This is a genomic window from Nocardioides sp. 503 (assembly GCF_004522095.1).
Lineage (GTDB): Bacteria > Actinomycetota > Actinomycetes > Propionibacteriales > Nocardioidaceae > Nocardioides.
In genome coordinates this window covers 109,300-129,086 of the sequence record NZ_SPUI01000010.1, presented here as the reverse complement: position 1 = coordinate 129,086, position 19,787 = coordinate 109,300, and the positions used below count along the sequence as shown (strand labels likewise).

Sequence of the window (19,787 nt, the reverse complement as noted above, 5' to 3'; positions counted from 1 at the left end):
TGCCATCGTTGGTTCCGTTACGTTACGTTACGACACGTAATCAGACGCTCAAGGACGAGCCCCCGACCAACGGAAGTCATCATGCGAACCTCTCCCCTCCGCACCACCACCACGGGCGCCGCCGCCGTCGCCCTCGGACTCTCGGCGCTCGCGGTCGGCGTGGGCGCCACCGCGCCGGCCTCGGCCCACGGCGGCTCGACGGCAGCCCTCATCAAGTCGTTCACGTCGATGGACGCCGAGTTCGGCATCGCGGTCCTCGGGAACCGGGTGGTCTTCGCGGCCACCGCCGAGACGGGCGGCGACGAGCCGTGGATCACCGACGGCACCGCGGCCGGCACCAAGATGATCAAGGACATCGTCCCTGGCGCCGGGAGCAGCAACCCCCGCGACTTCACCACGGTCGGCTCCAAGGTCTACTTCAAGGCTGAGACCGCCGCGACCGGCGAGGAGCTCTGGGTGACCGACGGCACCGCCGGCGGCACCCAGCTGGTCGAGAACATCGGGCCCAACGCGTTCTCGTCCGAGCCCAGCTCCCTCACGGCGGTCGGCAACCGGCTGGTCTTCGTCGCCGACGACAACGTGCACGGCCGCGAGCTGTGGAGCAGCGGGGGCACCGCCGCCACGACGCAGCTCCTCGACAACCTCCGTCTCGGCAACCAGTCCTCGTCCCCCCACGACATCACCCTCACCTCGTCCGGTGTCGCGTTCTTCGCGGCGTTCGGCGACAACGTCGCCGCCGAGCTTTACCGCACCGACGGCACCCCGGCGGGCACCACGCTGGTCAAGGACATCGACCCCGGCGGGGTCGGCAGCGACCCGCAGGGGATCACGCCCCTCGCGGCTGGCTCCGTGGTCTTCAGCGCCGAGAACGGCCTCAGCGGTCGCGAGCTGTGGCGCAGCAACGGCACCGCGGCCGGCACGGTCCTGGTCAAGGACGTCACCCCGGGCGCCAGCGACAGCTCGCTGGCGAAGTTCTCCCGGGTCGGCGCCAAGGTGTTCTACTCCTCGAGCTCACCGGGCAAGGACCCCGAGCTCTTCGCGACCGACGGCACCACCGCCGGCACGGGTCTCGTGAAGGACATCGTCCCCGGCAACCAGGGGAGCATCGTCGAGTCGATCACCGACATCGCCGGAAGGGCGTACTTCACGGCCCAGACAGCAGCACAGGGCCGCGAGCTCTGGACCTCGAACGGCACGGCGGCCGGCACGCTCCTGGTCCGCGACATCAGCCCCGGACCCTCGAGCGGCATCCTCGGACCGCTCGTGGCCAACGGCCGGTACCTCGCCTTCGGCGCCACGACGCCGGCGACGGGGCGCGAGCCCTGGGTGAGCAACGGGCTCTCGACCGGGACGGCACTCGTGAGGGACACGCTGCCCGGCAACACCGAGATCCAGGCCGTGACCTCCTTCGGCTCCAAGGTGCTCTACCAGGGCACCGTCGAGGGCAAGCCCACGCTGTTCGGCGTGGACGTCCAGCGCTATTTCGACGTCAGGTCGGCCAAGCCCCGCACCAAGGTCGTCAAGGGCGGCAAGGCCCGTGTCGGCAAGCGGCTCAAGGTCGTCACCGGCACGTGGGAGAAGGGCGCCAAGCTCACGGTCCGCTGGCTGCGGGCCGGCAAGCCGATCCCCGGCGCATCCAAGCTCACCTACCGGCTGACCCGCAAGGACCGCGGCAAGCGGGTCAGCGTGCGAGTCACGGGCTCGCTGGCCGGCCACAACGCGGTGACGGCCACGTCGGTGGCGCGCAAGGTCAAGAAGTCCTGACCCACGAGGTCTGAGATCATCCACCACATGAACCTGTTGCGGTCGGCGCCTCCGGGCCCGACCGCAACAGGCGCGTCCGGACCCGGACGAAGGAGCGAGCATGGCCAGACCCCGTGACCCCCACATCGAGCAGCGCATCCTGGGCGCCGCCCAGACCCTCATCGCCGAGACCGGCTACGACGGCCTCACGATGGAGGCGATCGCCGAGCGCGCCGGCGTCGGCAAGCCGACGGTCTACCGCCGCTACGCCAACCGCGACGAGGTCGTCTTCGCGCTCAACGTCGCCGGCTCGGCCCCCGTGGAGCAGGTCGACACCGGGACCCTGCGCGGCGACATCCGGGCCGTCGTGCGCGCCGTGGTGCCCACGATCGACTCCCCCGCGGCCCGCGCGACGCTGGGTCAGCAGATCGGCAAGGCCATCGCCGAGGACCGCGCCAACCAGGCGTTCCTCGAGAGCACCGGAGGCTCCAGCGATGCCTACATGGTGCCGATCTGGGAGCGCGGCCTCGCGCGCGGCGAGATCGACCCCGCGCTGGACTACGTCACCGCCCGCACCGCGCTGGGCACCGCGGTGATCTTCTCCCTCGCCCTCTACCGACTGGACCCGGACTGCGTCGACCAGATCGCCGACATGTGGGTCGCCGGCGTCCGGCCCGGCGACACGGGACCGCCGGCCCAGGTGTACTGAGCCAGGACGTGGGTAGCAGGCGCGTCGGCTTGCACGGGTGAGAGCCTCCGAGCGGGGTGGGGGCTCGTCGAGGACCGCCACCGCGACGACTGGCGGCAGTCCGATGTCGCGGCCGCGACGCGAGCTGGTCAAGCCAGGCTGGTCTGGACCGGTGACCGCCGTGCCCTTGCGCCTCCTGGTTCCATTACGTTACGTTACGGTACGTAATCACCTCGAGGCTCGACGATGAGCCCCCGACCACGGAAGACATCATGCGAACCTCTCCCCTGAAGTCCACCACCACCACCGGAGCCGTCGTCGCCCTCGGCCTCTCCGCCCTGGCCCTGGGCGTCGGCGCCACCGCGCCGGCCTCGGCCCACGGCAACACCACGGCCGTCCTCGCCAAGTCGTTCAGCTCGATGGACCCGGAGAACGGCGTCGCCGCCCTCGGCAACCGGGTGGTCTTCGCCGCCACCGCCGAGACCGGCGGCAACGAGCCGTGGATCTCCGACGGCACCCCCGCCGGGACCACGATGCTCAAGGACATCGTGCCGGGCGCGGCCGACAGCATCCCGCGCAACTTCACGACGGTGGGCTCGAGGGTCTACTTCACGGCTGAGACCGCCGCGACCGGCGAGGAGCTCTGGATCACCGACGGCACTACCGCGGGCACCAAGCTCGTCGCGAACATCGGGCCCAACGCTCTCGGCTCCGACCCCACGTCGCTCACCGCGGTCGGAAACCGGCTCGTCTTCGCGGCCGACGACAACGTGACCGGCAGCGAGCTGTGGAGCAGCGGTGGCACCGCCGCGACGACGCACCTCATCGGCAACCTGCGCCCGGGCGCCGACTCGTCCTCACCCCGGGAGATCACCCTCACCTCGAACGGCACGGCGTTCTTCAGGGCGTTCGGCACCTCCGGCACCGAGCTCTACCGCACCGACGGCACCCAGGGGGGCACCATCCTCGTCAAGGACATCCAGGCGGGCGGCGGCAATGCCAGCCCGCAGGAGATCACGCACCTGTCCGGCGGGTCGGTCGTCTTCAGCGCCGACGACGGGCTGACCGGCCGCGAGGTGTGGCGCAGCGACGGCACCGCCGCCGGCACCGTCCTCGTCAAGGACGTCACCCCCGGGGTGAGCTCGACCGACCTCTCGAAGTTCACCAAGGTGGGCGCCAAGGTGTTCTACAGCTCCACCTCGCCCGGCCAGGAGGCCGAGCTCTTCGCCACCAACGGCACCGCGGGCGGCACCGGCCTGGTCAAGGACCTCGCACCGGGCGGCGCCCAGTCCAGCTTCGTCGACTCCATCGTCGACGTCGGCGGGACCGCGTACTTCACCGCCCAGGTGCCGGGCCAGGGACGCGAGCTGTGGACCTCGAACGGCACGGCGGCAGGCACGCGCCTGGTCCGCGACATCGACCCCGGAGCCCCCAGCGGCATCCTCGGACCCCTCGTCGCCAACGGCCGCTTCGTGGCGTTCGGCGCCACCACCAAGGCCGCAGGCCGCGAGCCCTGGGTGAGCAACGGGCTGTCGACCGGAACCGCGCTCGTGCGGGACATCCTCCCCGGCAGCACCGAGACCCAGGCCGTGACGTCGTTCGGCACGAAGGTGCTCTACCACGGGGCGGTCCAGGGCAAGGACACGATCTTCAGCGTCGACGTCCAGCGCTACTTCACCGTGGACTCGGCCAAGCCGCGGACCAAGGTCGTCAAGGGCGGCAAGGCCCGCGTCGGCAAGCGGCTCAAGGTCGTCACCGGCACGTGGGAGAAGGGCGCCAAGCTCACGGTCCGCTGGCTGCGCGCCGGCAAGCCCATCGCCGGCGCCACGAAGAGGTCCTACAAGCTCACCAGGAAGGACCGGGGCAAGCGGGTCAGCGTCCGGGTCACCGGCACCCTGCCGGGTCACAACCCCGTCACCGTGACCTCGCCTCCCCGCAAGGTCAAGAAGTCCTGAGATCATCCCCCTCATGAACCTGCTGCGGTCGGCGCCTCCGGGCCCGACCGCAGCAGGCGTGTCCGCACCCGGACGAAGGAGCGACCATGGCCAGACCCCGTGACCCCCAGATCGAGCAGCGCATCCTGGGCGCCGCCCAGACCCTCATCGCCGAGACCGGCTACGACGGCCTCACGATGGAGGCGATCGCCGAGCGCGCCGGCGTCGGCAAGCCGACGGTCTACCGCCGCTACGCCAACCGCGACGAGGTCGTGTTCGCCCTCAACGTGCAGAGCTCCTTCCCGGTGGAGCAGGTCGACACCGGAACCCTGCGCGGCGACATCCGCGCGGTCGTCCGGGCCGTGGTGCCGACGATCGACTCCCCTGCGACGCGAGCCGCCCTGGGTCAGCAGATCGGCAAGGCCATTGCGGAGGACCGCGCCAACGCGGCCTTCCTCGAGACCACGGGCGGCTCCAGCGACGTGTACATGCAGCCGATCTGGGCGCGCGGCCTGGCCCGCGGCGAGATCGACCCCGCCCTGGACTACGTCACCGCCCGCACCGCGCTGGGCACCGCGGTGATCTTCTCCCTCGCCCTCTACCGGCTGGACCCGGACTGCGTCGACCAGATCGCCGACATGTGGGTCGCCGGCGTCCGTCCCGGCGCGACCGACGCGCCGGGCTGAGGCGGGTCAGTCGCCGAGGTCGACGATGGCCGCCACGGGGCCGCCGCCGTCGGGTCCCTGGTGCGCCGCCGACACCGACACGAAGACGGCAGGATCCCCCGTGACCGCCGCGGTGACGCCGCCGACGGCCGCCTTGATCTGGCGGTGCCAGTGGACGTCGGAGTCGTCGAGCATCGCGTTGCGGCGCCCGCGCACCTGACCGTCCTGGGAGACCTCGCACTTCAGGAAGACGTTGACGAGCTTGCCGTCGAGGTCCTCGGTGCGGGGACGCTCGGGCAGGTCGAGGCCGGCGGAGCGGATCGCCTCCCAGATGCCGTCGGCGTCGAGGGCGTCCTTCATCACCGAGTGGCCGACGCGGTAGCGACCGCCGACCCCCGTCGCGTTGCCGACGACGACCACCTGGGCCTGGTCGAGCTCGACGCCGGAGGAGCACGAGGCGACCGCCGAGAAGAGGTCGCGGTTGTGCATGACGTCGGCGTCCGTGGGCATCTCGATCTCGCCGAGGGCGACGGCGATGCCGAGGGCCGTGCAGCCGTTGGACAGGTCCATCGACTCGTGGGTGTGCTCGGTCCACACCGTCTTGCCGCGCGACTTGGCGTCGCGGATGGTGTGGACGGTCAGCAGGGGCGTCTTGGTCTGCACGTAGTGGACGTCGGCGACGTCGGTGATCCCGGCCTTCGCCATCGCCACCTCCACGGCGGCCGCGACCTTCTCGACCATGGCGACGCGGCCGATGTCCTCGGGCAGCAGCACCTCGCTCATCGCGAACCCGACGGTCAGGCGCGGCTCGTCGCTGGGCTCCGCGTCGGTGGTGGCGAAGATCGTGGCGTGCGGGCTGATCACCCCGTCGGTGCCCCCGGACCACACGATCGGGACCTGCTTGACCTGCTCGGCGGGCGCGCCCTTATCGATCAGCACCTCGCGGAAGGCGCGGTCGCTGATGATGCGTGTGTAGTCGTTGACCCCGCCGTTGCCCTCGGTCTTGCCGATGATCGCGACCACCCGGTCGGCGGCCATCACCCCGTCGTCGATCAGCTTCGCGAGCTCGCTCGCGTCCGCGACGGAGTGGATCGGGACCTTGCGTACTTCGATGGCGTCGGGCATGGGGGATGTCCTTTCGAGACCTACGCGGGCGTGACGATCGTGCCGGCTCCACCGTCCACGGCGTGGGCGATGTTGTCCAGGCTCGTGATCACACCACGGCGCCCGGTCCGCTCGACGAACCGGCACACCGCGTCGACCTTGGGACCCATCGAGCCGCGCGCGAAGTGGCCCTCGGCGGCATGGCGACGCAGCTCGACGACGCTGACCCTGCCGAGCTCCTCGGCGTCCGGCTCGCCGTAGCGCAGCACGGCGTGCGGCACGTTCGTCGCGACCACGAGCACGTCGGCCCCGACGGTCTCGGCGAGCAGCGCCGCGCCGAGGTCCTTGTCGATCACCGCCTCGACACCGCGCAGGCGGCCGTCCTCGCGGACGACGGGGATCCCGCCGCCGCCGTTGGCGACCACCACGAAGCCCGCCTCGATCAGCGCGAGCGCAGCGGGCGCGTCCAGGATCTCCCGCGGCTCCGGAGAGGCGACGACGCGCCGCCAGCCCTGGTCGCCGCGGTCCTCCCACACCTCACCGTGCCCTTGGAGGAGCGCCGCCTCGTCGGCGGGCAGGTAGCGGCCGATCGGCTTGGTCGGGGTGGAGAAGCCCGGGTCGTCGCCGTCGACGAGCGTGCGCGTCACCACCGTCGCCGTACGGCGGTCGAGGCCGCGCGCCAGGAGCGCCGACTCGAGCGCGTTCATCAGGACGAACCCGAGGGTGGCCTGGGTCTGCGCCCCGCACCAGTCGAGCGGGACCGGCGGCACGACGGCAGCGGCGAGCTCGTTCTTGACCAGCAGGTTGCCCACCTGCGGACCGTTGCCGTGGGTGATGACGACCTCGACGTCGTGGGCGAGGAGGTCGGCGACCGCGGCCATGGCGACCTCGGCGGCGGCGATCTGGTCCTCGGGGCGCGCCCGCCCCTCGGCGTTCGTCATGGCGTTGCCGCCGAGCGCGAGCAGGACCCTCATGGGCCGACCCTACGCAGCCGCGAGCAGCTCCTGCACCAGCCCGACCGCGGTCGTGGCGCTCTGCTCGCGGTCGCCGTAGGGCGCACTGGCGTAGAGGCCCTCGATCACCAGCCAGATGCGGTCGGCGAGGAGGTCCGGCTGCGGGGTCCCGAGCCGGGCCACCAGGGCGTCGACGCGCACGCGCAGGCCCTCGACCTCGGCCTCCGCGAGGCGGGCGGGCGCGTGGTCGTCCTCGCGCACCTCGCGCAGGTAGCTGCGGAACGGACAGCCGCGGTAGCCGGGGGCAGCCACCCAGTCGGCCACCTGCCGCGTGACGGCGACCAGCGCGGCCGACGGCACCCGCTCGAGACCCGCGAGCGCGCCGTCCATCGTGGCGTCCAGCCACCGCGCCATGTGCTGGAGGTAGGCCAGGACGAGCGCCTCCTTGCTGGGGAAGTGCCGGTAGAGCGCGTTCTTGCCGCAGCCCACCGCCGCCACGATCTCGGCCATCCCCACGGCGCGCACGCCGCGCTCGTAGAACAGCGCGGCGGAGGTCTCGACGATCCGGTCACGCAGGGCGGGGTCGGCGGCGCGGGGCATGGGCTCATGTTACGGACCGATCGGTCCGATCTCCCGGATCCGGGAATGGATCGCGGGTCCCGGGGGCTGCACCCGTAACGGACCGATCGGTCCGCATCAACGGAAGGCACTCCCATGAGCATCACCCTCGACCAGTCCACCGTCCTCGTCACCGGCGCCAACCGCGGCCTCGGCAAGGCGTTCACCGAGGCCCTCGTCGCCGCGGGCGCCACCGTCTACGCCGGCGCCCGCGACCCGGAGAGCGTCACGGTCGCGGGCGCCACGCCGGTCCGCCTGGACGTCAGCGACGACGCCTCGGTCGCCGAGGTCGCCGCCCGGCTGGGCGACGTCACCGTCGTCGTCAACAACGCCGGCATCGGGCGCGGCGGCTCGGTGCTCACCGCCGCGTCCCTGGACGGCTTCCGCGAGGAGCTCGAGACCAACACCCTGGGACCGCTGCGGGTCACCCGCGCCTTCGCGCCCGTGCTGGCGGCCAACGGCGGCGGAGCGGTCGTCAACGTGCTCTCCGCCCTGTCCTGGGCGACCAGCCCGGCGGTGGGCGGCTACTCCGCCTCCAAGGCGGCCGCCTGGTCGCTGACCAACGTGACCCGCGGGGAGCTCCGCGAGCAGGGAACCCTGGTCGTCGGGGTCCACGTCGGCTACCTCGACACCGACATGGCTGCCCACGTCGAGGGCCCCAAGCTCCCGCCGGAGGACCTCGTCGCCCAGGTGCTCGAGGCCCTGGAGAACGGCGACGAGGAGGTCCTGGGCGACGACACGAGCCGCTTCGTGAAGTCCGTGCTCTCCGGGCCGCCCGCCCACCTGGTCGTCTGACTAGCGGTCGCCGAGGGGCCGCGTCGCCTTCGTGTAGCGGTGGTCGGTCACGACGATGGGACCGTCTGGCCCCTCGGCGGGGTAGTCGACCAGCCCCTCGTCGAACCAGCCCTCGCGCTCGTAGAAGCGCCGGGCCCGCGCGTTGCCGGTCGCAGCGACGAGCCAGGCGTGCTCGTGGCCGGCTTCGGCGACGAGCCGCAGCCCCTCGGCCATGAGCGCCTGCGCGACCCCCGACCCGCGGTGGGCCCCGTCGACGTAGACCTGCTCCAGCTCGTCGCCGTGCACGACCACGAAGCCGGCCACCCGGCCCGCGACCTCCGCGACGGACGTCTGCGTCAATCGGTCGGCCGTGCGGGAGCGGAACGTCTCCGGAGTGCGTACGGCGCTCAGCTCAGCGGGGACGTGCCCGTCGTGCCCGTCGTGCCAGCCCCGCTCCCAGATGCCCGCGATCGCCTCGGCGTCGTCCTGGTCGGCAGGACGCAGCACCGGCTCGCTCATGGCCCCGAACCTAGCGAACGCCGAAACGCCACTCCCCCGGGTAGTCGGACCGGGGAGGCGCTCGGTCGCCTAGGCGACGCACTGAGGTGTCGCCGGTGGTCGTCCCCCTACCTGTCCCGGAGCCCCTGGAGCGTTACCTCCTCGCGGTCAGACCAGGTCGACGTCGGCGTACGCCGCCCCGCCGGCCAGCGTCGCGTAGCCCGCGCCCCGGTCGAAGAACGCCTCGCTCGCGGTGGGCCGCGACCCGCGCTCGGCGGCGGTCGCCTCGGCGTCGAAGCCCAGGTCGTCACCCGCGCCCGTGAGCACCACGCCGTAGGCCGCCAGGGCGGCCTCAGGCGAGACCTTGTGCCACCGCACGTCGCGGACCACGAGCGCCGGGTCGCGCTCCAGCGGGTCGCCCCAGCCACCGCCGCCGGTGGTGCGGATGCGGATCACCTCGCCCGCGCGCACCGGCTCGGCGTCGGCCAGCGCGTCGACCTCGCGCTCGGCCGGGCCGCCGGGGTCGATGACGACCGAGAACGGCTGCCCGGCCAGGCCGCCGCGCACGCCCCAGCACGCCAGGATCGAGCGGTCGGCGATGGACATGAAGTGGCCGTCCTTCAGCATCCGGATCTGCTTCTCGTAGCCCAGGCCGCCACGGAACCGGCCGGGCCCGCCGCTGTCGACGGCCAGCGACAGCGACTCCACGCGGAACGGGAAGCGCGCCTCGGTGAACTCGGTGGGCAGGTTGCGCGAGTCGGGCACGACGTGGATGGTGTCCTCGCCGTCGGCGTAGTGGCGACCGCCGGAGCCGCCGCCGAGCACCTCGCGCATCAGGTAGGGAAGCCCGTGGAGGTCCTCGCCGTAGACGCCGGTGTAGCGGATCGTCTCCTGGTCGGCCGGCATCCGGCCGTCGACCGCCTTGGCCAGCACGCCGGCCAGCACCCCGAGCAGCCGCAGGATCACGAACGTCCGCGCGTTGGTGGGGGCGGGGAAGACCGGCGTCAGCAGGGTCCCCGGCTCGGGGAACCGCATCTCGATGAGCGGCACGATGCCCTCGTTGACGTCGAGCTCGGCCATGCGCTCGGGCGACTCGGCGAGGTTGCGCAGGATCGGCGCGAGCCACTTCTTGAGGAAGACGCCGTCGCTGTAGTCGCCGCAGTGGTTGATCGGGCCCTTGGCCTGCGGCGAGGTGCCGTCGAAGTCGAGGATGATCCGCTCGCCGTCCGGGTCGTCGGCGGCCGTGCGCGTGAGCGTGATCCGCTGCGTGTGCAGCATCGGCTCGTCGACGCCGTCGTGCTCGGCGTAGTCCTCCCAGACCCAGGTGCCCACAGGGATCTGGCTGAGGATCTCGCGGCGGTAGGTCGTGGTGGTGCGGTCGATGATCGCGTCGAAGCACGACTCGACCACCTCGACCCCGTAGCGGTCGAACAGCTCACCGAGGCGCCGCGCGCCCATCAGGCAGGCCGAGCACTCGGCGTCCAGGTCGGCGGCGAGCGACTCGGGCATCCGGGAGTTGCGGGTCATGATCGCGAGCGCGGCGCGGTTGGGCACCCCGGCGTCCCACAGCTTGATCGGCGGCACCATCAGGCCCTCGGAGAAGACGCTGGTCGCGTTGCTCGGCATCGAGCCCGGCACGGCGCCGCCGATGTCGTCGTGGTGGCCGAACGCCTGGACGAAGGCGACCACGCGGCCCTCGCTGAAGACCGGCACGGTCACGCACAGGTCCGGCAGGTGGCCGATGCCGCCCTCGGAGCGGTAGACGTCGTTGTGGAAGAAGACGTCGCCCGGCTGCATCTCCTCGATCGGGAAGTCCCGTGCGACCGGGTGCACGAGGGCGGAGTAGGAGCGGCCGGTCAGCTTGCGCAGCAGCCGGTCGTGGATGCCGGCGCGGAAGTCGTGGGCGTCGCGGATCATCGGGCTGCGGCTGGTGCGCCCGATCGCGGTCTCCACCTCCATCTCCACGCTGGCCAGGGACCCCTGCACGATCTCGACCAGCACCGGGTCGGCGCCGGCCCCGGCGTCGTCGGTGAGGTGCCCGAACGGGAACTGCGTGGGCGCTCGCCTGCTCATGCCTGTGCTCCTTCGACCCGGGTCACGATGATGTTGAGGTATGCGTCCACGCGCGCGGTGAAGCCGGGATGGATCGGCACCGTCGACCCGAACTCCTCGATGACCACCGGTCCCGCCACGACCGACCCGGGCGGCAGCGCGGTGCGCTGCACGACCGGCGTGGCGACGTACCCCTGGGAGGCGTCGAAGCAGACCTGCCTCTCGGTGGTCGAGGAAGGACGAAGTCCTGTCTCGGAACCGCTCTCGACGACGGCGTGCCGCTGGATCTCGGGCCGCTGGATCGGGCCGATGCCGGAGACCCGCAGGTTGACCCACTCGACCTGCTGCGTGGGGTCGGCGGAGAAGTCGTAGCCGTAGAGCCCGCGGTGCGCGGCATGGAAGGCGCCGGCGACGTCGGCCAGCACGGCGACGTCGACGAGCCCCTCGGGCACCGGGACGCGCACCTCGAAGGCCTGGCCGAAGTAGCGCAGGTCGGCGGTGCGCACGAACTGGTGCTGCTCGGGTGCGAAGCCCTCGGTCGCCAGGGCCCGGGCGGCCTGCGCCGACAGGTCGTCGTAGATCGCGGCCACGGTGGCCGCCTCGAGCTGGTCGGCCAGCGCCACGTGGGTCTGCACGTAGTCGTTCTTGACGTCCACGGTCAGCAGCCCGAACGCTGACACGTTGCCGGGGTTGGGCGGGACCAGGACGGTGGGGACGCCGAGCACGTCCATGAGCCGGCACAGCAGCAGCGACCCCGAGCCGCCGAACGTCGTCAGCGTGAAGTCGCGGACGTCGAGCCCGCGCTTCACCGTGACCTGGCGCAGCGCGTTGGCCTGGTTCCACGCGGAGATCTCCAGGACCCCGGCCGCACACGCCTCGGGCGTGAGGCCCAGCTCCTCGGCCAGGGCGCGTACGCCGGTCGCGGCGGCCTCGACGTCCAGCGGGATCTCGCCGCCGAGCAGGTGCGGCGGGATCCGGCCGAGGAACACGTGGGCGTCGGTGATCGTCACCTCGCGACCGCCCTTGCCGTAGCAGATCGGGCCCGGGTCGGCGCCCGCCGACTGGGGCCCCACCTTCAGCGTCCCCTCGGGCGAGAGCCACGCGATCGAGCCACCGCCGGCACCGACGGTGACCACGTCGATCATCGGGATCTTGGAGGGGAACGCGCCGACCGAGCCCTCGGTCGTCAGCGTGGGCTCGCCGTGGATGACCACGGACACGTCGGTCGACGTACCGCCGCCGTCGCTGGTGAGCACGTGGTCGAAGCCGGCGACCTTGGCGATCAGCGCGGCCCCGAGCGCACCTGCCGCCGGTCCGGACAGGACGGTGGTGATCGGCTGGTGCACCACCTCATCGGCCGAGAGCACGCCGCCGTTGGACTTCATGACGTAGAACGGCAGGTCGCCGTAGGAGGCCAGACGGCTCTTGATGTTGCTGACGTACGCCGACAGGCGGGGCTTGACCGCCGCGTCGACGAGCGTGGTCATGGCGCGCTCGTACTCGCGGTACTCGCGCAGCACCTGGCTGCTCACCGACACCACGCAGTCGGGGTGCTCCTCGGCGAGGACCGCGCGCATGCGCTCCTCGTGGTCGGCGTTGGCGTAGGAGTGCAGGAAGCAGATGCCGAGGGTGTTGACGTCGTGGTCGCGGAACCAGCGCGCCACCTCGCGGGCGCCCGCCTCGTCGAAGGGCCGCACCTCGGCGCCCGTCACGTCGAGCCGGCCCTCGACGCCCTTGACGAGGTCGCGCGGGACGATCCGGTCGGGCTTGACCCAGAAGTAGGAGTTGCCGTAGCCGTCGGGCACGGACTGGCGGGCGATCTCGAGCATCGCCTCGTAGCCGGTGTTGGTGACGAAGCCAAGCCGGTCCACCTTGCCCTCGAGCAGCTGGTTGGTCGCCACCGTCGTGCCGTGGCTGACCGCCGCGACGTCGGCGCCGCTGGCCCCCAGGAGCCCGAGCACCTTCTCGATGCCTTCGAGGAACCCGTCGGCTGGGTTGCTCGGCGTCGACGGCGTCTTGGTGGTGACCACCTCGCCCGACTCCTCGTCGAAGGCCACGACGTCCGTGAAGGTGCCGCCCGTGTCGATCCCGATCCTGATCCGAGGCATGCGTCGATCCAAGCAGAGATCGCCGGGGTCAGGCGTCGGGCGCGCGCTCGTTGTAGACGCCCGCCGGCTCCTGGCCGGTCAGCCCCTGGATGGCGGCCATGATCTCGTCGGTCACCTCGCGCCGGGCGCGGCCGAGGGGCACGCCGTCGTACCTCCCCACGACCTGGATCGGCGCACCGAAGGACACCGTCACGGGCACCACCTTGGGACGCGAGGAGCCCACCGGCTGCAGCTGGTCGGTGCCGATCAGGCCGACCGGCACGACGGGCACGCCGGCGGTCAGCGCGAGGTGGGCGACGCCGGTGCGCCCGCGGTAGAGACGACCGTCGCGGGAGCGGGTGCCCTCGGGGTAGATGCCGAAGGCCTCTCCGCGCGCCAGGACGCCCAGTGCGGTGTCGAGGCTCTTGATGGCGGCCTTGCTGTCGTCGCGGTCGACGGGGAGCATCCCCATCCCCTCGAACCACATCCGCGACAGCGCGCCCTTCACCCCCGTGCCGGTGAAGTAGTCGGACTTGGCGAGGAACGCGACCCGGCGAGGCGCCACGATAGGGATGACCATCGAGTCCGCGAAGCTCAGGTGGTTGCTCGCGAGGATCACCCCGCCGGTGGCCGGGATGTGCTCGAGCCCGTGCACCGTCGGCCGCCAGACCGCCTTGGCCAGCGGCGGGACGACGGCGTGGAGCACGCGGTAGAGCATGGCCCGATCGTAGGCGTCCGGCCGCTCGCGTCGACCTACAGCGTCCAGATGTACGGCGTGCTCGTGGTGACCCGCCGCAGGCCGGACCGCTCGAGGATCGGTCGTGACATCTCTGTGCAGTCGCTGTGGAGGTAGCGCACCCTGCGCGCACTGGCGGACGCCGCCCGCGCGGCGGTCAGCGCCCGGTAGATCCCGCGTCCGCGCCACTCGGGCAGCGTGGCGCCGCCCCACAGGCCGGCGCACTCCGTGTCCGGCACGACCTCGAGCCGGCCGGCGCTGACGATGGTCCCGCCCGCCTCGGCCACCCAGACCTCGGTGCCGCCCTCGCTCCGCTCGACCCGGGCCAGCAGCTCGGCTCCCCCGTCGCCGTGCCCGAAGACCCCCGCCTGCATGTCGGCCACGGCATCGAGGAGCGCCGCACGGTCGGGCCGGTCGTCGATGCGCCGGACGGCGACACCCTCGGGCGGCGCAGGCGCGTCCCTCAGGGCCGCGGCCTCGCCCAGCATCACCGTCTCGACCTCCTCGGGCACGAAGCCCCAGTCGGCGAGCCAGGTCGTCAGCTCGGCCGGCTGGTCGTGCCCGCGCGTCTTCCACTCGAACGACGTCACCCCCTCCTCCGCCGCGAAGTGCGCGACGGTCTCGCCCACCAGGCGCTGCACGGCGGCCCGGTCGAGCTCGGCCAGCGACCGGTACGACACCAGCCCGCGGTCGCCGTACGTCGCCCGCCACAGCGGCCCCGCCTGGTCCCAGCTGCGGGCGCCGACGACCTCCGCGTGGCCGCGCAGCTGGTGGTCGTAGACGGCGAGCAGGTCGACGGTCACGCGGCCTCCTGGAGGTGGGTCGAAATAGGCGAAGGGCCCTCGTGAGTATGAGTCACAAGGGCCCTTCAGGTTGACCGCTCCGATGGTGGGACCGATCGACCGCTCTTCTCCTCAGGCCCCGGCAGCCGCACCATCCGACCACCGCGGCAGGTCCCCAGCAAGCTGGCTCTCCGCCGTTCAGACCCTCGTCTCCGAGCTGTCCCGCTCTCCCCGGGGGGAGTGCGTGGGTCAGTTCTATGCCCGCCCGCCCCCACCCCGCAAGGGTTTCTCCCACATTCCTCTGGTTGCACCGCGACTCCACAGCTCGACCCCCCGTTCTCCACCACACGCACCCCAATTCCACAGGTTTTCCACCGGTCCTGTGGACAACTTGCCGTCGCCGGTGGTTGAGGTGCGAGCGGAGCGAGCCTCGAGACCACCCCCGGTGGTCGAGCAGCGAGCGCCAGCGAGCGCACGTCGAGACCCCTGCACCTCTGTCCGCCCCCTCGAGGACTGGTCGTCGGCTTGCGCGCCGCTGGTGGTTGCGGTGTTTGGCAGCTACGGGGACGGGGTGGACGGTCCTTGCGCGCCGCTGCCGGCCTTCGGGTCGCCTCGGTTTCGAGACGGTTGCTGCGCAACCTCCTCAACCCACGGTGGCACTCCCGGTGGTCGAGCAGCGACGAGCGCCAGCGAGGAGCGCCCGTCGAGACAGTGAGGATGTAGGTGGGTCTCGGGGCCGGTGGTTGAGGAGGGACGAAGTCCCGTCTCGAAACCACCCGGTGGTTGAGGAGGGACGAAGTCCCGTCTCGAAACCACCCCCGGTGGTCGAGCAGCGACGAGCGCCAGCGAGGAGCGCCCGTCGAACCCCTCGCGCTTCTGGTCGCCTCCTCAGGGAACCCGGGTGTTGGCTTGCGCACCGCCGGACCCGGTGGTTGAGGAGGGACGAAGTCCCGTCTCGAAACCACCCCCAAAGAAGTTCAGAAAGTTTCGACAGCCCTTGTGGATAAGGCCTCCTGAGCCCCCTTTCGCCCCCTCCACTGTCGGTGGTCGGTGCTTGAGTAGACCCATGAGCAACCCCACCGGACCCGAGGCCAGCCACGTGCTGGCCCAGGTCCGCGCGGGCCGCACCACCCAGGCCGAGGGTGAGTTGCAGACCCTGCGGAGCGTCCTGCAGTGGTGCGTCCTGCACGCCACCGACGACGAAGGCGAAGCCTCGTTCGGCGACCACGGCATCCCGCTCGCCGGCGACGGCGCACCCTGGGTCTCGGAGTTCGCGGTCATGGAGCTCGGCGCGGCGCTGGGCATGTCCACCGACTCCGCGAAGAGGTACGTCGGCGCCGCCTTGGAGGTCCGCTACCGCCTCCCCCGGGTCTGGGCACGGGTCGAGGCCATGGAGCTGCCGTTCTACAAAGCCCGCTGGATCGCCGAGCACACCATGGCCCTACCCGCAGCCGGCGCCGCCTACGTCGACCGGATGGTCGGTTTCGTCGCCCACAAGATCTCCTTCGCCGAGATCGAAAGGCAGATCGCCGCCGCCAAAGCCTGCTTCGACCCCGAAGCCGCGGAGAAGGCCCGCCGGGAGGCCACCGACTCCCGCCGCCTCGACATCGACAAGGCCCACATCTCCATCAACGGGACCGTCGAGGTCACCGGGACCCTCGACTACGTCGACGGCCTCGCCCTCGACACCGCTCTCTCGCACCGCGCAGCCGAGCTCAAGGCCGCCGGGTCCGAGGAGTCCCTCGACGTACGACGCTCGATCGCGGCCGGGGACCTCGCCCGCGGGTATGACTCGCTGCCCTTCGACGACGCTGGGGAGGGTGGTTTCGAGACGGGACTTCGTCCCTCCTCAACCACCGAGGTGGTCGTCCACGTGCATGAGGACCTCGACGGGGTCGGACGCCTCGGCAACACCCGGACGCCGCTGCTCGCCGAGACGATCCGGGAGTGGTGCGGACGTCCCGACACCCGCGTGATCGTGAAGCCGGTGCGGGACCTGGCCGGGCACATCCATGTCGCGGCCTACGAAATCCCCGACCGGCTCCGTGAGCAGGACGAGCTCGTCGACCACACCTGCGTCTTTCCCTGGTGCACCAGACCCGCGGTCCGCTGCGACGTGGATCATGCGATCCCGTTCGCCGAGGGCGGGCCCACGTGCTCGTGCAACACCGCACCCCTGTGTCGCGGGCACCACCGGCTCAAGACCCACGGCCGCTGGGACTACGACGTCCTCGACCGCGGCACCTACCTGTGGCACTCACCATTCGGCCACACCTACCGCCGCGACCACACCGGCACCCAGGCCATCACCACCCCGACCACAGCCCACGAGCCCCCTCGACGAACCTGACCGCCCCACACCCCGCCCCGGCGGGGCCACAGGCACGTCCGGGACGCGGCGATCGCCTAGATCTCACCCTCCTCGACGCTCTGGACCACCTGGATCAGGTGGCCGTCGAAGTCCTCGGCCCAGGCGATCAGGAGCCGGCCCAGCCACGGCGACGGCGGCTTCACCGGCGTCGCGCCCACCTCCACGAGGCGGGCGTAGGCGGCAGGCGTGTCGTCGGTCCAGAGGATGACGGCGGCACGCTGGCCGTGGACCACGGGCTCGAGGCCGTGGTCGTCGCGTGTGGAGGCCTCGCTCGCCAGGCCGATGCGGTAGCCGTCGAGGACCAGGTCGACGTGGATGGGAGTGCCTTCGGACGGCGTGCGGAAGACCTCCTCGAACCCGAGCGCCTCGTAGAAGGCGGCCGCGCGCGCCAGGTCGCGGCTGAAGAGGACGATCTGCGGCTGGCTGAACATGCCCACTCGGCGATCCTGCCACGACGGGCGCGAGCTGTCGGCGGCTAGCGTGAGCACTCTCCTAGGGACGGGACCCGCCATGTACTTCGACAACAAGCCGTGCAGCGTCTGCGGATCCGAGGTCGAGCTCCGCGCTCACGACGCCTCCGAGGTGCGTGCGGGCAAGAACCCGGACGGCACCGTCGACCTGCGGGTCTGCACCAACCCCGACTGCCCGACCAACCGCACCGACGAGGCCGACGCCCCGACACCCTGAGACTTCGGGACGGGGTGCCCGGAGGAAACCGGCTGGGCCCGTGCGCCGTCATACTGGGATGACCATGGTCCTGCGCCACCTCGCTGCCGCCCTGCTCGCCCTCACCCTGCTCGCCGGCTGCTCGGACGACGACTCCGGCTCCGCGACCGACGCCGGGTCCAGCGACGAGCCCACCCCCACCGCGACGGACTCGCCCACGAGACCGGATGACCCGCAGTGTCCCGGCGGGCTGCCGATGGGCGAGGGGACCGACCTCGGTCTCGGGACGGAGGAGCCGGCCGACGCCCCGCCGCCCGCCTTCGACACACCCACGGCTGCCTGGGTCTGCCCCTACGCGCTTGACGACGAGGTGACCAGCGCAGACACCGAGGCACGATGGGTCGGTGACGGACCGGGACGTTTCGTGCCCGAAGGACGGCTGCCGGCGCTCACCGAGTCGCTGTCCGAACTGACGCCGGCCGAGGCGGCGCGTACGTGCTCCCTCGATCTGGGTGGGCGTCTCCTGCTCGTGCTGCCACGCGAGGACGGGCTGACCGGGATCGTGGTGGACGACTTCGGCTGCGGCGACGTGCGCATGACCGACGACCCCTACTCCACCACGGCGCTGGGCGAGAAGGACGGAGACGGCACGGTCGCCGGGGTGCTCACCGGCCCGCCCTCGCTCCACGCCATCCTCGAGGTGGTGGTCCCGCGCTGAGACCTCAGCCGGCGCGGGCCGCCTCGAACGCCGCCGCCACCTCGAGCAGCCGCCGCTCGGCGCCGTGCGGGGCGACGATCTGGACGCCGACGGGCAGCCCGTCGGGGGTGAGGCCGGCCGGCACCGAGATCGCGGGGCACCCGGTGACGGTGACGAAGTACGCCGAGCGCATCCAGTCGAGGTAGGACTCCATCTCGACGCCGTTGATGGAGGTGGGGTACTCCTGGTCGGCCGGGAACGGCGGCACCTGCGAGACCGGCAGCACCAGGACGTCGTAGCGGGTGAAGAAGACGCGCATCCGCTCGGCGAGCTCCGTGCGCCGCGTGTAGGCCGTCGCCACGTCGGCGCCGGTGAGCGACTCCCCCGCGCGGATGTTGTCGGCCAGCGACTGCTTGAACGACGTGGGGTTGCGGGCCAGCAGCTCGCCGAAGCGGGCCTGGAAGTGCCACGCGCGCAGCGTCCGGAACGTCTCGTCGGCCCCGCTGAGGTCGGGGTGGTCCCCGAACACCCGCGCGCCGGAGCGCACCATCAGCCGCCCCGCCTCCTCGACCACGGCGGCCACGTCGTGGTCCACCTCGAAGGCGCCACCGAGGTCGCGCGACCAAGCGACGCGCAGCCCCTGCAGGGTGCCGGACACCGGCGGTGCGAACGTCGAGCCCGGGTCGCCCAGCGCCAGGGGCGCACGGGGGTCGGGCCCGGCGAGCACGGACAGCAGCAGCGCGACGTCGCCGACGTCGCGCGCCATCGGCCCGCCGACCGAGGTCGACTCCCACTGGTTGTAGAGCGGCCACTCCGGCACCCGCCCGAGCGACGGGCGCAGGCCCACCACGCCGCAGAACGACGCCGGGTTGCGCAGCGAGCCGCCCATGTCGGAGCCGTCCGCCAGCGGCACCATGCCCGACGCCAGCGCGGCCGCCGCTCCCCCGCTGGAGCCTCCTGCCGAGCGGCTGGTGTCGACGGGGTTGAGCGTCGTGCCGAAGACCGTGTTGAAGGTGTGGGAGCCCGCCGCGAACTCCGGCACGTTCGTCCGACCCAGGAGTACGACGCCGGCCCGGCGGATCCGTTCGACGATCAGGTCGTCGGTGTCCGGGACGTGGTCGGCGTACAGCGGCGAGCCGTAGGTGGTGCGCCACCCCGCGACCGCGTGGGTGTCCTTGACGGCGAACGGCAGCCCGTGGAGCGGACCCACGGGTATGCCCGACGCCAGGTGCTGGTCGGCCGCGGCGGCGCCGGCGCGCGCCCGCTCGACGTCCAGCGAGACGATCGCGTTGAGCTCGTAGTTGCGGCTGCCGATGCGCTGCAGGTGCAGGTCGAGCAGCTCGCGGGCCGAGATCCGGCGCGCGCGGACCGCGGCCGCCATCTCCCGGGCGGTGGACTCGACCGTCAGCTCGCTCATGC

At 72.0% G+C, this 19,787-nt stretch carries 18 protein-coding genes; 8 read left to right on the top strand and 10 right to left on the bottom strand.

All coding sequences use genetic code 11. The features are described 5' to 3' along the window. Positions 1-81 precede the first annotated feature (81 nt). The 4 genes from E4622_RS21295 (at position 82) to E4622_RS21280 (ending at position 5,051) form a co-directional block, all read left to right on the top strand. Positions 82-1,764, top strand: a complete 1,683-nt coding sequence (locus E4622_RS21295) for a hypothetical protein (RefSeq protein WP_134742235.1) — start codon at positions 82-84, stop codon at positions 1,762-1,764. A 100-nt stretch (positions 1,765-1,864) separates the two neighbouring features. Then, entirely contained in the window at positions 1,865-2,452 is a 588-nt protein-coding gene (locus E4622_RS21290; protein ID WP_134742234.1) for a TetR/AcrR family transcriptional regulator, read from the top strand. Positions 2,453-2,703: 251 nt separating this feature from the next. Further along, the gene (locus E4622_RS21285) at positions 2,704-4,386 is read left to right on the top strand and encodes an ELWxxDGT repeat protein (protein WP_134742233.1); all 1,683 of its coding nucleotides are present in this window, start codon (positions 2,704-2,706) and stop codon (positions 4,384-4,386) included. A gap of 86 nt (positions 4,387-4,472) precedes the next feature. After that, a complete protein-coding gene (locus E4622_RS21280) occupies positions 4,473-5,051 on the top strand; it encodes a TetR/AcrR family transcriptional regulator (RefSeq protein WP_134742232.1) in 579 nt (192 codons plus the stop codon). 6 nt (positions 5,052-5,057) lie between these two features. Here the strand turns inward: E4622_RS21280 and E4622_RS21275 are convergent, their stop codons facing one another. From E4622_RS21275 to E4622_RS21265, 3 genes are read right to left on the bottom strand one after another with little or no spacing between them, the layout of a single operon-like run. After that, entirely contained in the window at positions 5,058-6,155 is a 1,098-nt protein-coding gene (locus E4622_RS21275) for a ring-opening amidohydrolase (RefSeq protein WP_134742231.1), read from the bottom strand. Between the two features lie 20 nt (positions 6,156-6,175). Further along, the gene (gene arcC / locus E4622_RS21270) at positions 6,176-7,108 is read right to left on the bottom strand and encodes a carbamate kinase (RefSeq protein ID WP_134742230.1); all 933 of its coding nucleotides are present in this window, start codon (positions 7,106-7,108) and stop codon (positions 6,176-6,178) included. A gap of 9 nt (positions 7,109-7,117) precedes the next feature. Next, complete coding sequence (locus E4622_RS21265) at positions 7,118-7,687, bottom strand: TetR/AcrR family transcriptional regulator (RefSeq protein ID WP_134742229.1); 570 nt, start codon at positions 7,685-7,687, stop codon at positions 7,118-7,120. 114 nt (positions 7,688-7,801) lie between these two features. Here E4622_RS21265 and E4622_RS21260 point away from each other — a divergent pair, with 114 nt between their 5' ends. Then, positions 7,802-8,500 carry an SDR family oxidoreductase gene (locus E4622_RS21260; protein WP_134742228.1) on the top strand — a complete coding sequence of 233 codons (699 nt, stop codon included), beginning with the start codon at positions 7,802-7,804 and terminating at the stop codon, positions 8,498-8,500. Here the strand turns inward: E4622_RS21260 and E4622_RS21255 are convergent, their stop codons facing one another. From E4622_RS21255 to E4622_RS21235, 5 genes are all read right to left on the bottom strand, one after another. Further along, entirely contained in the window at positions 8,501-8,998 is a 498-nt protein-coding gene (locus E4622_RS21255) for a GNAT family N-acetyltransferase (protein WP_134742227.1), read from the bottom strand. It lies immediately after the preceding gene. 147 nt (positions 8,999-9,145) lie between these two features. Next, positions 9,146-11,050, bottom strand: coding sequence for a hydantoinase B/oxoprolinase family protein (locus E4622_RS21250; RefSeq protein ID WP_134742226.1), 1,905 nt, complete (start codon positions 11,048-11,050; stop codon positions 9,146-9,148). Next, the gene (locus E4622_RS21245; RefSeq protein WP_134742225.1) at positions 11,047-13,137 is read right to left on the bottom strand and encodes a hydantoinase/oxoprolinase family protein; all 2,091 of its coding nucleotides are present in this window, start codon (positions 13,135-13,137) and stop codon (positions 11,047-11,049) included. The genes E4622_RS21250 and E4622_RS21245 overlap by 4 nt, the downstream gene beginning before the upstream one ends. 28 nt (positions 13,138-13,165) lie before the next feature. After that, complete coding sequence (locus E4622_RS21240; protein WP_134742224.1) at positions 13,166-13,834, bottom strand: lysophospholipid acyltransferase family protein; 669 nt, start codon at positions 13,832-13,834, stop codon at positions 13,166-13,168. A 35-nt stretch (positions 13,835-13,869) separates the two neighbouring features. Continuing rightward, positions 13,870-14,655 (bottom strand): GNAT family N-acetyltransferase, encoded by a 786-nt coding sequence (locus E4622_RS21235; RefSeq protein WP_245156140.1) that lies wholly within the window; start codon positions 14,653-14,655, stop codon positions 13,870-13,872. Between the two features lie 1,045 nt (positions 14,656-15,700). Between E4622_RS21235 and E4622_RS21230 the strand changes: the two genes are divergently transcribed. Then, on the top strand, positions 15,701-16,984 hold the full coding sequence (locus E4622_RS21230) for an HNH endonuclease signature motif containing protein (protein WP_134742223.1): 1,284 nt from the start codon (positions 15,701-15,703) through the stop codon (positions 16,982-16,984). Between the two features lie 56 nt (positions 16,985-17,040). On the opposite strand, the gene E4622_RS21225 is transcribed toward E4622_RS21230, so the two are convergent. Then, positions 17,041-17,436 carry a VOC family protein gene (locus E4622_RS21225; RefSeq protein ID WP_245156142.1) on the bottom strand — a complete coding sequence of 132 codons (396 nt, stop codon included), beginning with the start codon at positions 17,434-17,436 and terminating at the stop codon, positions 17,041-17,043. A gap of 49 nt (positions 17,437-17,485) precedes the next feature. On the opposite strand from E4622_RS21225, the gene E4622_RS22965 reads away from it, so the two are divergent. Together E4622_RS22965 and E4622_RS21220 are read left to right on the top strand one after the other, a co-directional pair. Beyond that, positions 17,486-17,692 (top strand): hypothetical protein, encoded by a 207-nt coding sequence (locus E4622_RS22965; RefSeq protein ID WP_167736186.1) that lies wholly within the window; start codon positions 17,486-17,488, stop codon positions 17,690-17,692. A gap of 58 nt (positions 17,693-17,750) precedes the next feature. Continuing rightward, positions 17,751-18,389: a hypothetical protein gene (locus E4622_RS21220; protein WP_134742221.1), complete on the top strand. Its 639-nt coding sequence runs from the start codon at positions 17,751-17,753 to the stop codon at positions 18,387-18,389. Between the two features lie 4 nt (positions 18,390-18,393). Here the strand turns inward: E4622_RS21220 and E4622_RS21215 are convergent, their stop codons facing one another. Next, positions 18,394-19,785, bottom strand: coding sequence for an amidase (locus E4622_RS21215; protein ID WP_134742220.1), 1,392 nt, complete (start codon positions 19,783-19,785; stop codon positions 18,394-18,396). Between the last annotated feature and the right edge of the window lie 2 nt (positions 19,786-19,787).